This window comes from Stenotrophomonas pictorum JCM 9942 (assembly GCF_001431585.1).
Lineage (GTDB): Bacteria > Pseudomonadota > Gammaproteobacteria > Xanthomonadales > Xanthomonadaceae > Stenotrophomonas > Stenotrophomonas pictorum.
The window spans coordinates 51,089-66,158 of sequence record NZ_LLXS01000028.1 but is presented as its reverse complement, the minus strand read 5'-3'; the positions used below and the strand labels follow the sequence as shown (position 1 = coordinate 66,158).

Genomic DNA, 15,070 nt, shown 5'->3' with positions numbered 1-15,070 from the left:
CTAACAGCCGGGGGGATTACCCCATTAATCGTTACTCGCCATTCCACGCCGACCTGCCTGCCCCCCGGTAGAGGCGGGAGAGGAAATGGGCATTGATGCCCGCGAAATGTCAGCTGCACCACTGCCGCCTCCTCCACTACTGCCACGGTTATTTTCAGGAGCTTGATGCAAGTAAGAGCCCGGTGGCTGCCCCTGCGGGCCGGGCTGCGCGCCTGCCGCACCGCCAATCTGTGAATACGCCATGAAACTTCCCAACGTTCCTTGGAAAAACATGGCGGCCATCGGGGGTGCGGTCAGGATCAATGTGGTGAGGATCAGCCCCATGCCGCCCTGCTGCATCGCTTGGCTGCTCAAACCACCACCAGTCGCCACATCCAATCGGAAATCTCCGAAAATTTCGCCGATCCAGAATGCAACGGACAACAACCACCACACCACTGAAATATCAAAGGTATCGCCACTGGCACCGTGGAACTGCTACAATTTGAGCAATAACCTCAGCAGATCGGAGAAAGGAACACCAATAGACAGCTAACGATAGAAAACAAACTCACTAAAATAAGACCAAATAAAATACAGCCCACTACTCAGCAATAATCAAAAATCACGCTGCCAACTGTTTAAAATTTTTCGAAAATAGGTTCAGAGCAATCTGTGTACTTTATTTCGCATTCCACCAATCCATCCTTCGCGCACATTTCCTGCACACGCTGGACGGCCACCTCTTTTGTAGCCGCCGTATTCGATCTAATTTTTCGCCCTCCTTGGGCTATTCCGTACGCAATGCACTGGTTCTTATAACTAGCGAACACACTGCAATCCTTCGCACCATAGGTCGCGCAACGCTGCTGAGCTTCAGATATAGCTGTTCTCTTAGACCTTTGACCCACTGAAGCCCCCATATCGCCGCTACGGGAGACTGAAATCACTCCCCACGTTTTGATCCAGCGCCCTGTGGCCCTTGGCCCGACTGCGCCTGATGCTCCACTCGGAATTGGAGCACAACCAAGCACCCCCTGCCCTCCGACCGGATACTGCCCAGGCGGACATGGTCCTTCCGCATATGTCGCGACTGATACCAACAGCAGAAGGATAAAGAAAAACGCACGCGATATAGAAAACATGCTAAATCTCCTTCAGTTTCCAGTATTGCGAGGTGCGGCCCGGAGCCCCGTTTCCGGAGCTACCGCTGCATTATTCTGGGGTAGAATCATCCTGCTTCCGCCGTCAGCTTCACGGCGCCCTCCATCATCTGCGTGTGCCTTATTCGGCGAAGATGGCGTATAGCTACCCGGCGGACGACCATCGGCACTCGGCGTACCAGCCGCACCACCACCTATCTGCGAATACGCCATGAAACTTCCCAACGTTCCTTGGAAAAACATGGCGGCCATCGGGGGGGCGGTCAGGATCAATGTGGTGAGGATCAGCCCCATGCCGCCCTGCTGCATCGCTTGGCTGCTCAAACCACCACCAGTCGCCACATCCAACAGGTACTTGTCGACCAGTGCACTGGTCCAGAACGCGGCGGACACGCGAATGACCATGTCGAGTGCGATCGACACCATCGCGGCCAAGACCGCCATCGAGAACATCGTCCCCAGTCCATAGAAGAGCCAGCGCTGGAACAGCTGCTTGGTCTGATCGAACAGCAAACACAGGATGAAAAGCGGCCCCAAGCCGATGAAGAGCGCGATCGCCACCTCATATAGCAACAACATCGACCCGGCAGTCACCGCAGGCCCACCGGTGCCCAGACCGATGGCCAACAATGCCCGGTTCTTGTCGTCGCGCAGATTGTCATCGTCCAGCACCTTGATCGCATCGACGCTTGAGAGCGCCACCTGCATCCAAGCCAGGCTCTTGTCGATCTGTTCGTCCGGCGACTCGTTCTTGCCGGTTACAACCCAGGTGATCTCGTCTCTTACGTCCTTGGTTATAAACTGCTTCAGACTGCCGCCGAACATGGCCATGCTGGTAGCCACACTCACGATAAATGCAGCCCGCGCCATATTGGTGACAAGAACCATCATCGAGTCGCGGCTTTGCCCGGTGACGATCCGGAAGCCTTGAAGCAACACCCAGAGCGTCATCAAGGTCAGTGCGATGCCGCCTACCCAGGCCATCATATTGCCGAGCAGCTCGATGCTGAACGCATCGATGCGCTTACGCAGGTAAGTCAGGATGAATCGGAAAAACGCAAAATCCCCGATCGACTGCATGCGTATGGCATGGCCCAGCAGGTCCTGCAACCCGCCGGTTAAATCAAAGCTCTCAATCGATCGGACATTCATTCCTGTCATTCCTGATTAGTTCCATCAGACCGCTTTTCGTCGCCACTGCTGACGATGTCCCGGCTCATCCGCTGAGCTCTCAGTCGATGCTCAGCGCCGTCTTCAGTGCGGCCGTCTTGACCAGATCACCGGCCAACGACGACGGGCCTTTCATCGCCCTATGCGCAATCAGCTTCTGGTTGGCCTCCATGACCTCGATGTAGGCGTCATAGGACTTCATGCGCGCCTCGAAATTTTTGGCCGCCGCATTGATTTCGTTGGCGGTACGCAGCGAATCGTTTACGACCGCGTCCATGTCGCCACGCCTGTTGCTCAGAAGGCGCAGGCTGGCAATCCGGTCAAGACTGTTGAGGAACGACGGGGCGGTAGTAAGCATGAAATCCACCGATTCATTATATTTTCGGTTCTGCATCATGCGAATGTTCACGCAAATCTGGGTCTGCTGGCTTTTCCAGTCACCGCCGGAGCCGAACACGACTGAGCTCAACCAGCCCTTCAGATCCGCATCCTTGCCACAGGTCTCAGCGACCAGGTAGTTGGGAGCCACCGGCGTCAGCGGCGCAGCATCAGGCAATCCGAACGAATTGATGATCCCCTGTACCGTCACCAGCGCCTCTTGGTATTCCCGTAATGTCTGTGCCCAGTCGGTAGCCCATTGAGTGTTGTCTTTGATGTACTGGGCCGCTTGCTGGATCTGGGCACGGTAGGTATTGATCTGATTTAAAATTTGCTGCCCAAAACTAGGACCCACTTCCACGACCGCCTGTTGCGAATGGGCGGTGACAGCCCCAAGTGCCAGCGCGACTCCAAAAACAATTGCCACCCCGCTGTGATGCGATTGAAGATTCGAATTACTCCTTCCCGATCGTTTCATGACGTTCTCCAAAACAGGGATCTTCTGATCGTGGGTTTATGAAATTCCGCAATGAATCAAATTGCGACCTCGTTTCGGGGCGAATGTGCTTTCCCTGAGCCTTTTCGCCTCTTGTAGAACTCGTCCAGCCACTGCTCGGGACTGAGGTCAGCTTTTGCCACGTTCTCCCGTTCCGCGACATCCAGCAGGACGCGATGCATCACCTCGATGTTGTCGGTGGAGGCGGAAATAACCGAGAGGATGTCATCCATACCGCGCAGATTGAGCTGACACACACTGGCGGCATGGCCCTGTTTGACCAGAAAGCAGCGTGAGCGCTCATCCAAAGCGGTGACCACTTTGAATTCGGCTTCGGTCAGTTTCAGTCCGTCGATATAGTCCGAGCGACTGGCATTGGGATTGGGCAGCAGGATCAGCGTAGCGGTCTGCTCGATCAGCGCGGCGGCGATGTCGCTTTTGAGCGCATCTTCCGGACTCTGGGTGGCGAAGATGCCCAGCCCATTCTGTTTACGGATGGTCTTCTGCTTGTTCTTGGCGAATTCCTTCAGCCCTCCCTCGCCATCGAGGATCTTCCAGAACTCGTCCATAACGTAGATCAGCGGGCGCCCATCGATCAGCGATTCCAAGCGATGCAACAGGTAATTGATGACCGGTACACGCACTTCAGGATTGTCGATGATGTCGGTGTAGTCGAAACCGATGATGCTTGCCTTGCCCAGGTCCACGGTATCGACCGGATTGTCGAACACCCAGCCCAGTGAGTTGCCCGATGTCCAGCGGCGCAGGCGTGCGTACAGGCCGTCATCGCCCATGTTGGGCAGGCTTTTCTGGAAGTTGGTCATGCTGCGCAGGTGCATCGGCGTGTCGAGCATGCTCGCCACCGCGCGGTAGATGTCATCTTCCTCGCGGGCGCTGTATTCGCGCTTGCCGGCCAGCACTTTGATCAGGTCGGCCAGGAACTGCACGTTGCTTTCGGTGTTCTCGCACTGGAAAGGGTTGAATCCGGTCGATGCCCCGTTCTCAAGCGCCAGATAGTTGCCGCCACAGGCGCGCACAAAGATCTCGGCGCCGCGGTCCTTGTCGAAGAAGAAGATGGTCGGCGACGGTTCGTACTTCTGCACCTGGCTGAGCAGGAAGTTGATCAGCGCCGTCTTGCCGGTGCCGGACTTGCCAATGACCATGGTGTTGGCAATGGCCTTCTCGCCGAGCGAATTCTCCGAAGGATGCGTGGCATGGAAATTGAAGTAGTACGGCTGCCCGTTGGTGGTCTGCAGCGTGGTCACGCAATCGCCCCAGGGGTTGTTGTGCGGCTTGCCGGTGGCGAAGTTGTGCAGCGGCGACAGCCCGAGGAAATTCAGCGAGCTGACGTTGGCCAAGCGGGTGCGATAGCGCCAGTTGGCGGGTAACTGTGAATAGAACGCCGAGGTGACCGCGAGGTCCTCTTTGGTTGACACGAAACCGGCATTGGACAGTTCGGCGCGGGTCGCGGCAATGTTGTGGGAAAGCTTTTCCTGGCTGTCGGCATAGACCGCGATGATGAAATGGTATTCGCCCAGCACGAAGTTGCCCGATGACAGCTGATCCATCGCCTGGTCCAACTCGATGATCTGACTTACCGCCTTGTCACCGGAGGAAATCATCATGCCCTTGGTGCGGTCCAGCACCTTGAGCGCATCCTGCCGCCCCATCGGACTGAACGAATGGGTGATGACATACTCGAAATCGAGATACTTCAGTCCATTGAGTACTCCGGGATACGTCCCATCGGCATATTCCTTGATGTTGAGAATGGCGCCGAAGTGGTTGATGCCGTGGGGCGTACTGACCACAAAATCACCTGTCTTGGCCGAGAACATGTGGCGGCTGACCGGCAGGTAGTCTTTGACCGGGGCCGACAGCACCGGCACCGGCTCGTCGATGCGATTGAGCAGGTAGCCGAAGAACTCCAGGGTTTCGGAGAATACCTGGCCGTTTTTCGCTTCATACATACCCATGCGGTACGGCGCGTAATCACGGATGACCGCCTCGACGTTGCCCGCCATTTCCAGCAGTGTGGCAACCGCCTGATCCTGTTCGGCCTGCAGCTTGACGACGTCCGAGGACTTGTCCATCAGCCGCTTGCCCGCCACCACCGGGCGGTACAGCATCGTCAGGTACAACTCGTTCTGCATGATCCGCTGCGCCGAAAGCATGTCCATGTACTGGTCGCACACTTCCTGGTTAAAACGCTGGCCGAACCGGCTTCGCGAGGTGAGCTGGCGCCGACGGCGGATGTCGTGCACCCAGAACGCCACGTTGACGAAATCGGGGGCACGCAGGGTCTGCAACAACCGGTTGAAGGTGTTGTGGCGGTGCTCCAGTTCCCAATCCTCGCGGCCTACGAAGGGCAGCCCCTGCAGATGCCACGTCAGCAGAAAATCCCCGCCTGTGGTCTTTACGACCGTCGGCGCCACGTGCGACGAGAGGGGGATGAATTCACTGATGGAGGTGTCGGGGCTGAACATGAACGGCTTCCGTTGAGGTACCGCGAAAGGGGTCTACCTGCCGCACCGTGCAGGCGACGAAGGGGTCGCCTGCACGGTTTGTTACCTGTCACCGGAGGATGACGGCGGTGGTCTGTTGCGATAGTGGTTGGGCGAAAACACCCACATGCCATCGTGCTGCTGCAGATTGCGCGCCTTGAATTTGAAATGCAGGCGTAGACCAATCAGCCGGAAAATCATTTCGTCACGCTTGGCCATATGCCGCATCACAAAAATGGCGAGCGGAATCAACAGCAGCAGCCACATGTTGAAATACATGCCCAACAGCAGCAGGCCACCGGCCACCAGAAAGAAGGGGACGTACGGCACGCCCAGAAACATGGGCGGGCGCGTACACCCCCGGAACAGCACATTCTTATGCACGGTAATGCTGGACCACGTCGATCAGCATGGTGGTGGCGGCACAGGTGCCACTGCTGTCGCCCAGCAGCATCTTGGCGATCTGGCCGGCCGCGCCGATCAGTAGGCCCCCGATCAGGATCGGCGCCACATCGGCAATGCGCTTATGGGCGAAGGCAATCTGATAGCCGGCGAAGATCACCGCGATAGTCACCACGGCGATGGAGGCCAGGTTGAGCAGGCCGTTGATGTTGTTGAAGAAGCCGCAGACCTTCTTGTCAGCGCCTCCAAAATTGGTTGCCTGGGCAAATACGTCCGGCACAAAGACCACACCAGCGAAGACCATTGCCATCAGCAGGGTCTTCAGCGTGCGCTGGACGTTGGCGGAATCGAGAGAAGTACGCTTCATTGATGATTTCCTTGTCGATGGTCCAAAACAACTGAATCGGCCATACCGTGTGGCTGGCCGTGCCACAACTTCGTCAGAACACGAAGGCTGAATCCCCCACGGGAATATTGGCGGCAGGCATCGCCGTGGCCGGATCGGTCTGCGCCGGTTCCGCCTGCGATGGATTCCGCGCGCTCCACGGTCGCAACAGCACCGGAGCACCCGGCAGCTGCGCTGCTGCCGGCGGAGCGGAAGAAGGCTGTGCGATAGATACCGGCTGCTGCACCACAGGGTCCATCGCCTCCAGCACTCCCCGCGACAACGCGACATCGCCGGCGCGAGCCAGCCCGCCACGCACCATTGCGCCGGTAGACGGATACCTCTCGTAGGCGCGGTCAGGATCTGTGCCGGCGGCCTGACCATCTGCCAGCGCCGCTGCCGCTGCCGCTGATGGAGACGCAACCCGTGCACTGACCACGTCGCTCGCTTCTCCGGTACCTCGCGGATGACGGGAAATATCGCCCCGCCGCCGCTGCGACTGCCGACTGACCACATTGATCGGGGTGACTCCCACTGCCGTGGCTCCGCCACCTACGCGTTCACCGGCAATGGACGCAAACACCTTCTGCACATAGCCGTGCCGAAAGCCGGTGGTGAAATTTCCCGAGTAGTAGCAGCTGAAGGACTTGCCCCAGTCGTTGCCTGAGCGCCTGTGGCACTCGGCCAGGATGCGTGAGCCGGCCTGCAGATTGGGACAGCGCTGGAAGGCCTTTTCATAGGAATCCAGCCCGTATTTGGCCAGGTTGTAGCGATTCACCTGGGCCAGGCCGACCGAGAAGTTGTAGCCCTGTTGTTCGAGCATCCTTACGGTCGCGAGGGCCTCGTCCAACTGCCGCGGCTGGCGCGCCAACACCCCGCCAACCACGCCGATGGCATACGGGTTACGCGAGGATTCAACCTCGACCACGTGCCTCATCACATCCATCGGCACGGCCATTTCCGGACACGCCAGCATTTCCATACCCGGCAGCATCAGCGCCCCCTCCCGCTGACTACGAACTGCGCCTGGCAGTAGCGTGCGGCACGACCCGTTGCGACAACGCAGCACATCTTCTGGCAAGTCATATCGGAGCGCTCACTTCGGCCTGGGAAAATGCACGTTCAGGGTTGAAGTCGATGCCGGTGATGTAGCGGCTGCCGGCGTGGGCTTTGATATGCACGACGACGTCGATGGTCATCATCAACAAGCGCTTGATCACCGAAAACTCCAGTCCAGAGCCTTCCACCGACGCCTTGACCATCAATGCGAGCTGGTCCCAGGTCTGCTCCGGACTGCCCGCGTGGCAGCTGGTGATCGAGCCGGGATGGCCCGATGCACAGTTGCGGATGAAGTAGAACGCTTCATCGCCGCGCAATTCGGCCAGGATGATGCGTTCGGGCTTCATGCGCAGGCAGGCCTCCATACAGCTCTTGGCAGTGACATTGCTGGCACTCTGCCCGCCCTTGGAGTACAGCAGATGGACGACATTGGGCTGGCTGATGAACAGTTCGCGCGCATCCTCGATCGTCACCAGGCGCTCAGTGGCGGGAATATGGTTGACCAGCGATTTCATGAACGTGGTCTTGCCGCTGCCGGTCGCCCCTGAGACCACGATGTTCTTGCGATACAGCACGGCACGCCGGAAGAACTCGGCGTAATTGCGCGCGTGGCGCAGTTCGAGCAACTCACGATCCTGCTCGTTCAATGTCGAACCCTGGTCCAGGATCTGGTCGAAAAATCCTTCCTGCTGGTATTGCTGCAACGTCTTGGTGTGCCGGGACGGCAACCGGATGGTGATGGAAACCTTGCCGGCGTCGCAGGCCGGCGGGATCACGAACTGGGCGCGCTGGCCGGTGGGGAACGTCAATGACACCACCGGATCGGTGTCGGTGATGCGCTGTCCGGTATTGCTTTCGTTGACCACGGCGGTGCAGAACTGGCGCGCACGCTCAAAGCTCAGCGTGGGAACCTCCACACGTTGCCATCCCTCACGCGTCTCCAGATACACCTCGCCCGGACGGTTTATGCAGATTTCCGTCACCTCGGACGAAGCCATGTACTGGTCGATGCCCAAGACCTCGTACTGGTATCTGAGGAATTCACTGGAAACATCAGCAATCGGCGTCACTTCGACATCCATGATCGATCCCTGACGTCAGCGGCGCATGGGCAGCACGTCGCTGAAATCGACGTCCTTGGCCACGTAGACACTGACCACAACACCCTGGTTGATGGTGACAGTGGGTGGCCGACGCTGACTCAGCGCCTCATTGGCCAGTCGCTCCATGGTGCGTGCCGTGGCACTTTCATAAGGTGACTGGATGGCCAGGCCGCTGTTGGTGATCGTTGTCGATTCCGGGCCATGTTCGGCAGCGGCATATTTGAAGGCATCGGCAAGCAGACTGATCATCAGCGCGGAGGTGATGCGGCTGCCCCAGTGTGCGCTGTACTGGCCCGGGTGACCGGCTCCACCGAGCTGGTCAACCCCCGGACTGGACATGGCCACGTCGATACCATTGGGAGTGGTGATGCGGTCCCATACCACCGCGACACGCTCTCCGCTGGGACCACCGCCATAGGCGCCGTAGATTTTCGAGCCCTTTGGCAACAGCAGGCTGCGGCCATTGATGGAATACACCGGCTCGGTCAGGAGGCAGGAGGTGAAACCTGGCACATCGGTGATGATGCGGGTTTCAAGTACGCAGCGCAGGTACGTACCACGTACGAGCAGCGCATCCGGACTACGGAGGAAACTGGCACTGGAAACATCTTCCACGTCCGGGCCGCGACGCACTTTGGCCTCTTGTGGCGGCTGGTTGCCGGGTAGTTGCGCCAGCATCGCGCGCGTGTAGTCGTCCATCCCCGCGGACGCACCGCCGTTAGCACCCTGCCCATCGCCACTGCCCATGCCCCCGACCGATCCCATACGCCGGTCCATCAGGCTCGGGCCACTGCTGGAGTCGTGTATCGCAGACGGGGCAGCGAACATTGCCGGCGCGCGCGGCAACTCCTGCGGTGGCAACGGCGGCAACATTGGAATGGGAGCAGCCTGCACCTGCTGTTCCAACGGCGGCGCGGTCGGCAGTTCCGGCGTGGATACGCGCGCCGTCTCATTGACCTTGGCCGGCAACTGCTGATCATCCCTGGATTTGCGCAGCAGCAGGAAGCCCATGGAAATGAGCAGCACCACAATGCTGCCCAGAAAAAACAGCGCCTTGCGATTCAAGCGCTGCTCTTCGGCCGAGCGCAACTTCGGTGCGGCGGCGTCAAGATCCGGGGCTGACTCGGCGTATGCCCTACCGTAATAGGGATTGCTCGAGGTTGAATCGATGACTTCCGGTGCGCTCTCGCCGCCCTGATCGCGCGCATTGTCCGCCGCATTGCCGGGGATAGTGTGCTGGCTCATTTCTTCACGTTCCTTCGCAAGCCCACCACGCTGTCACCATGACGGATCACCAGGTAGGGATAGGTTCCGTGCACGATCAGCGCATTGCCCTCGACCGTGGTGTTGACGACAAAATCCTCGCCATGTTCGGTCTCGCGACCAAACACCGCGGGGAAAATACCGGTTTTATACTGCGGCGACACAGGCAGCCTCAGGTAGGTGAAGCGTCCATCGTCATAGGCATTGACTGGAATCAGCCAACCCATTTTCTTCGCGCTACGTGTGGAATACGCGTAATCGAAATTGTAGTGACGGTCCTTGGCCAGCTCCGCACTCACCAGCGGCTGGAGCTCTTCCTCAACAGCTTGCCGGGCCGCACTGAACTCGGTGCCGCCGGGATAGTTGAAGGTGATCTTGTACTGCACGCCGGCCCGCCGCGCCTGTTCAAGCTGGCGCCAGTCGGTCGCGACCACCTTCAATTCGAAGATGTAGGAATGGGTTTCGGTGCGCACCATCATGTTGGTGTCGACATCGATATTTTTAGGCTTCAGATAGAACACGTTCTCACGACGCGTCAGCTCCCAGCCATTGCTGAAACCGGTGCTGTAGTCGAGGATCTTCTCGTGGGGACTGAGTTCGATCTGTGTCGTCAGCCCCAATCCGGTACGGACCGGATAGATGCGGTCCTTCTCGTATTCGTACTGGTGCACCGCCTGCGCTGCAACCGGAGCACTGAACCCGGCCAACATCGGCAACAGGACCAGGATGGTCCACCAAACTCTTGCACTACTCATCGGTTGCCAACTCCCTCAGCAGTTCCGGTGGAAATTCCTTGGCCACGCGGCCGCTCCGATTGCGGTGGTGCGACGTGGCCTGGCAGCACCATCCCTGGCATGACTTGCCCGGCGGCTCCCTGGGGCATGGAGTGGCCCGGCGCGGGTTGAGCCGGCAGGGAACCCGGCTGACCCGCAGCCGGATCGATCAGGGTGGCTGCCTCGGAAGAGGTCGGATCGTAATTGGCGTGCATCGACGCCTGCAGGGATGAAGGAGCCATCGCCGCGTCATCCGGTACCGGCACACCGCGCGCGTAGTCGTTGTCAACCCGGTATTCGGTCACCTGAAAAGCGAGCGGATTCAGTACGCGGTCGTGTTCGGACAGCGCCAGATCAGTGCGATACTCAAACCGCATCGTGACCAGCTGGTTGTCGAGAAATTGCGCAACACCCGTGTTCTTGTCCAGCAGGCTACGCTGGATGCGTACCGAAGCGCCTCGGAAGCCACCATCGGGTTCGGCACCCAACGGGGTGATGCTCAGGATCTTGATCCGTATCGCCTTGTTGACGCCGTATACGTAAACCGGGTTCTGCGGATTATTGTTCGCATAGCGTTGCCGCTGCGTGGCAGCCACCGGTTCGGACGACATGGTGAACACTAGGTCCCAGTCCCGCAGTCCCATGACCGCCGAATCGAACGACTCGCGCGCCAATACATACTGGGCCACATTGCTGCGATTGATCGCTTCATGGGCGGTAATGGTTTCACCCTGGAAGGTGCCGCTCAGCCGGGCTACGGTGGCAGTGCCGGTGTAGGCATCGGCCATCACCAGGAAGGGCACTTTTTCCTTCAACGGCAGCATGTAGTAATAGCCGCCGACCAGTGCCAATGACATCAGCAACGAGACGCTCGCCACCCGCCAGGCGCGACGCTCGCTGCGTCGTGCCATATCGGCAACAGTCAACTCGTAGCTGACGGCCTTGGCCACTGCGTGATCGACCTTCTGACTGCTGCCTGCATCCTTTCTACCGAACATGGATTCATCCGTGCTGCATGGCCATCAAGAGGGATGCGCTGTACGCGTAGCGTGGGCACACCGGGTTCGCTGCTTGCAGTGCCGCGTCAGCTTCCGTTATGAAGCGGCCCACTGGCCGTCGACGCGACCGGTGCAGCCCCTTGGGTCACGGTTTGCACCACGATGCTGTTACCCACGATCGAAACAGACACCCCCTGCATCGCATAGGCGGCAGTGACGTCAGTCATGGCCTCGTGTGGATTGGTAGTACCGATCCTCGAGACCGCACCATGCAAGGTGTAATCGGAGCTGAGCCGATAATCCAAGGTCATTCCCGCATCCTTGGCCCAACGCTCAAGCATGGCCTTGAGCGTGCCGTCCATTGGCGTCGCCTGGTACACATAGCTGCTGTAAAGCGGGATCTCCTGCGTCGTACTGGCGAAACGGTTTACCGGTTGCCAGCGCCCGCCAAAATCCCGGGCAGGCGTCGTGCCACAGCCGGCCAGCATCAGACCTGTCGCTGTCAGCACAAAAATATTCTGAAGAAGACGCTTCACATTCACCTCGTTACCCATTCGCCAGCGCGGATGGAAAGATCGAACTACAAGGGAAAAGGCGCGACGGATCCTTCCCAGGGAATCGCAGGGCAATCAACTTCAAGTCATCTACGGACAGCGGACCAGGGATGATTCCGGCAGGCCAAGACGGGTGTGCATACGAAAAGGTGATCTCCGTATCACGGGAAAAATATTCAACAGGCGGCATGGCCCCTGACTTCCCTGCCTCATCACTCCCCCAGAGCATCCAGCAGAACCGCGCGACGGTTTTATGTCACCCGCCGTCTTGCGGTTGAACAGAATCTGCCTTCCGGGAAGATGAACGTCAATCGACTGGCGCACAGTTTCAAGATGATCACCTAAGACAAGCCGCTGACCCTGTACGCGAGCGTAGGAAAACTCCGCTTCAGAGCGTCAGTACCGGCGCAATCACCCGGGGCAATAGACGGGATGTGAAGTAGCGATCCTGGTAATAGCGGATTTTTTCGCATTTCACCGGGTTGGCAATGCCCTCATACAGAAATACCTGTGCCTCCGCCCCCATGGCTTTCAGCTCCTGTGGCAGCATCAGCGCCCGGCGTTCTTCACTGGTGCTATGACTGGTCTCGCGGCCTTTGGTGACGTTTTTACGGCGCACCGTAGTGTAGCCAAGCATCTCGGAGTAGTCATTGGCATCCTGCTGCTCACGCGGGGCGTACAGAATCTGCAGCGCGTGGTTGGTGATGATGGTGCGCGATACGTCCTTGCCATACGTTGCATCCAGCTGTGCCATGGACTGGATGATCGGCAGCAGACGAAGGTTGTAGCCCGCCATGTACGCCACCGCGGAAGTAATGATGTCCACACGCCCGATGGCAGTGAACTCATCCATCAACAGCAGGCACTGATACTTGAGCTCCGGATTGCCCCGGGGCAGTTCCTTGGTGTTGAGGTTGATGATCTGGCTGAAAAGCAGATTCACGATCAATCGGCTCTCAGCCAGCTTGTTGGGCTGGATGCCTATGTAGATCGTCATCTTCTTCTTGCGCAGATCCGTCAGCAGGAAGTCATCCGCACTGGTGGCCGCATCAAGAACCGGATTGATCCAGGCATTGAGCGGCTCCTTGAACGTTCCCATGATCGAGGCGAATGTCTCGTCAGCCTGGGACAGCAGGTTCGAGAACGCCGAGCGCGTATTGGCACTGAGGAACGGCCGTGCCGCCAGTCCTTTCAGGTAAGGCTTGAGATCGGTACCGTCACCGGAAGACAGCCGATAGATAGCGCCGAGTGTCGGAACCCCGCTGGCGCCTGGAAAGCCGGAACGCCGCTCGTCATCGCGGTTCTCGAACAGGTACAAGGCGAACGCCATGAACGCATTGCGGGCTTGGCTGATCCAGAATTTCTGATCATCGGAGCCATCTGGATACAACATCGCCGCGATGCTCATCAGATCCGATACCCGGAACACAGGATCGGCTGAAACATAGGTCAGCGGGTTCCAGCGATGGGTGCGGCGATCCTCGGCAAACGGATTGAACAGATATACCTCCTGCCCTTGGCTTGCCCGCCAGCCACTGGTCAGATCGAAATTCTCCTGCTTGATGTCCAGCACCACCACGGACTGCTCGTAGTCCAGGAGATTGGGAACCACGATGCCAACGCCTTTTCCCGAGCGCGTTGGCGCCGCCAGGATCGCAAACTGCTGCCCCGGCAGACGCACAATCCTGCCCCCGAATTTGCCGACGATCAGTCCGGTGCCGCCGGATTTGAACATGCCCTGCGCGGCCAGGTCCGATGCACTGGCAAACCGTGCATCTCCATGCAGAGAGCGCTTGCGCGGACGGAACAGCATCAGGACCGTTGCGACCCACAAGGCACCACAGACACCAAATCCGATGTAGCCGGCAAGCCGTATCCTGGCGGCGTACGGCGCCCACTGCGGCACGCTCAAGGCGTTGAGATATTGCTTGTAGGTCAGTACACCGAAATTCGCGGTATCGGCCTTGAGCAACAACAGCACGACATACCCGGACACCATGTAGCCGGCTACGCCGAACAGGACGATAGTGAGGGCCAGAGCAATCCATTTGTTCCTGGTCAAATCCCGATCTCCATTCCATAGGACCCGTCTAGATTTTTTACGATCCCGGCAACGCGCAGGTCACGCGCAACACACGGTTACCGCATGTTCTGGGGTACCGTGCGATGACACGGAGGTCATCACCCACCGCCTAGACCGCAGGACGCCTCGCACGCCGGTCAAGGCGTACTCCAGTATGGAAGGCCTGACCGCCCGGCAGACGAGATGCAGTCCACAACTCCGGAACCCGGATATGCAGGTAAAGCAGAAGACGTAAAGCACCTACCCGCGTGCCGGGACGGAGCGACGCAATGAAGGTGAAAGGCCGACGAACCGGCTTTCAAGCACAACAGATAATGGAGGCTTGGCAGGAAACGCCGGCATACATGATGGCGGCCCAAAAGACGAAAACAGACATCCGGGAACCGCACGGGGACGATACGAAAGTAGAACACCCCATCCGCACGATTACCGAGCATCCTGACACCCAAGGTCAGAGCACACCCCACCCGATCCTGACAGCCGCTCGACGACGGAACATGGGCGCTGCGGCAAAGAGCCGTATGCTGGCGATGCCGAGGAACGATCTGCAGCCCGGCCCGCGGCAACAAAAAAGCCGGCACTGGGCCGGCTTTTTTTCTTATCCACTGTTCCCTGCAATCTAAGGTACTTAGTGGTGGGCGGTACAGGGTTCGAACCTGTGACCCCTACCATGTCAAGGTAGTGCTCTACCGCTGAGCTAACCGCCCTTCTCAGCAACAATTTGTCGTTGCGAGGGCGCGTATCTTAACCCTGCAATCCG

At 58.7% G+C, this 15,070-nt stretch carries 15 protein-coding genes and 1 tRNA gene; 1 reads left to right on the top strand and 15 read right to left on the bottom strand.

From position 1 onward, the window contains the following. Positions 1-24: 24 nt before the first annotated feature. From ARC78_RS16945 to ARC78_RS10190, 14 genes are all read right to left on the bottom strand, one after another. The gene (locus ARC78_RS16945; protein WP_338062230.1) at positions 25-423 is read right to left on the bottom strand and encodes a hypothetical protein; all 399 of its coding nucleotides are present in this window, start codon (positions 421-423) and stop codon (positions 25-27) included. Between the two features lie 197 nt (positions 424-620). Continuing rightward, positions 621-1,124 carry a DUF4189 domain-containing protein gene (locus ARC78_RS17030; protein ID WP_089153116.1) on the bottom strand — a complete coding sequence of 168 codons (504 nt, stop codon included), beginning with the start codon at positions 1,122-1,124 and terminating at the stop codon, positions 621-623. A 12-nt stretch (positions 1,125-1,136) separates the two neighbouring features. After that, positions 1,137-2,294, bottom strand: a complete 1,158-nt coding sequence (locus ARC78_RS10245; protein WP_057506233.1) for a TrbL/VirB6 family protein — start codon at positions 2,292-2,294, stop codon at positions 1,137-1,139. 79 nt (positions 2,295-2,373) lie between these two features. After that, positions 2,374-3,168, bottom strand: coding sequence for a hypothetical protein (locus ARC78_RS10240; protein WP_145974317.1), 795 nt, complete (start codon positions 3,166-3,168; stop codon positions 2,374-2,376). A 56-nt stretch (positions 3,169-3,224) separates the two neighbouring features. Then, complete coding sequence (locus ARC78_RS10235) at positions 3,225-5,672, bottom strand: VirB4 family type IV secretion/conjugal transfer ATPase (protein ID WP_057506232.1); 2,448 nt, start codon at positions 5,670-5,672, stop codon at positions 3,225-3,227. A gap of 81 nt (positions 5,673-5,753) precedes the next feature. Further along, positions 5,754-6,074, bottom strand: a complete 321-nt coding sequence (locus ARC78_RS10230) for a VirB3 family type IV secretion system protein (RefSeq protein ID WP_083468347.1) — start codon at positions 6,072-6,074, stop codon at positions 5,754-5,756. Continuing rightward, the gene (locus tag ARC78_RS10225) at positions 6,067-6,459 is read right to left on the bottom strand and encodes a TrbC/VirB2 family protein (RefSeq protein WP_054656787.1); all 393 of its coding nucleotides are present in this window, start codon (positions 6,457-6,459) and stop codon (positions 6,067-6,069) included. The genes ARC78_RS10230 and ARC78_RS10225 overlap by 8 nt, the downstream gene beginning before the upstream one ends. 73 nt (positions 6,460-6,532) lie before the next feature. Continuing rightward, on the bottom strand, positions 6,533-7,471 hold the full coding sequence (locus ARC78_RS10220) for a lytic transglycosylase domain-containing protein (RefSeq protein ID WP_054656786.1): 939 nt from the start codon (positions 7,469-7,471) through the stop codon (positions 6,533-6,535). A gap of 88 nt (positions 7,472-7,559) precedes the next feature. Beyond that, complete coding sequence (virB11, locus tag ARC78_RS10215) at positions 7,560-8,618, bottom strand: P-type DNA transfer ATPase VirB11 (protein WP_054656785.1); 1,059 nt, start codon at positions 8,616-8,618, stop codon at positions 7,560-7,562. A 15-nt stretch (positions 8,619-8,633) separates the two neighbouring features. Further along, positions 8,634-9,884, bottom strand: a complete 1,251-nt coding sequence (locus tag ARC78_RS10210) for a TrbI/VirB10 family protein (RefSeq protein WP_054656784.1) — start codon at positions 9,882-9,884, stop codon at positions 8,634-8,636. Beyond that, the gene (locus tag ARC78_RS10205; protein ID WP_054656783.1) at positions 9,881-10,657 is read right to left on the bottom strand and encodes a TrbG/VirB9 family P-type conjugative transfer protein; all 777 of its coding nucleotides are present in this window, start codon (positions 10,655-10,657) and stop codon (positions 9,881-9,883) included. Before ARC78_RS10205 ends, ARC78_RS10210 begins: the two co-directional genes overlap by 4 nt. Then, on the bottom strand, positions 10,654-11,673 hold the full coding sequence (locus tag ARC78_RS10200) for a VirB8 family type IV secretion system protein (protein WP_054656782.1): 1,020 nt from the start codon (positions 11,671-11,673) through the stop codon (positions 10,654-10,656). Before ARC78_RS10200 ends, ARC78_RS10205 begins: the two co-directional genes overlap by 4 nt. 86 nt (positions 11,674-11,759) lie before the next feature. Beyond that, positions 11,760-12,161 (bottom strand): TcpQ domain-containing protein, encoded by a 402-nt coding sequence (locus tag ARC78_RS10195; protein WP_054656793.1) that lies wholly within the window; start codon positions 12,159-12,161, stop codon positions 11,760-11,762. Positions 12,162-12,615: 454 nt separating this feature from the next. After that, on the bottom strand, positions 12,616-14,289 hold the full coding sequence (locus ARC78_RS10190) for a type IV secretory system conjugative DNA transfer family protein (protein ID WP_057506231.1): 1,674 nt from the start codon (positions 14,287-14,289) through the stop codon (positions 12,616-12,618). A 290-nt stretch (positions 14,290-14,579) separates the two neighbouring features. Here ARC78_RS10190 and ARC78_RS10185 point away from each other — a divergent pair, with 290 nt between their 5' ends. Then, a complete protein-coding gene (locus ARC78_RS10185) occupies positions 14,580-14,933 on the top strand; it encodes a hypothetical protein (protein WP_054656781.1) in 354 nt (117 codons plus the stop codon). Positions 14,934-14,942: 9 nt separating this feature from the next. Here ARC78_RS10185 and ARC78_RS10180 read toward each other — a convergent pair. Continuing rightward, positions 14,943-15,017: transfer RNA gene (locus ARC78_RS10180), tRNA-Val, on the bottom strand. Positions 15,018-15,070 lie beyond the last annotated feature (53 nt).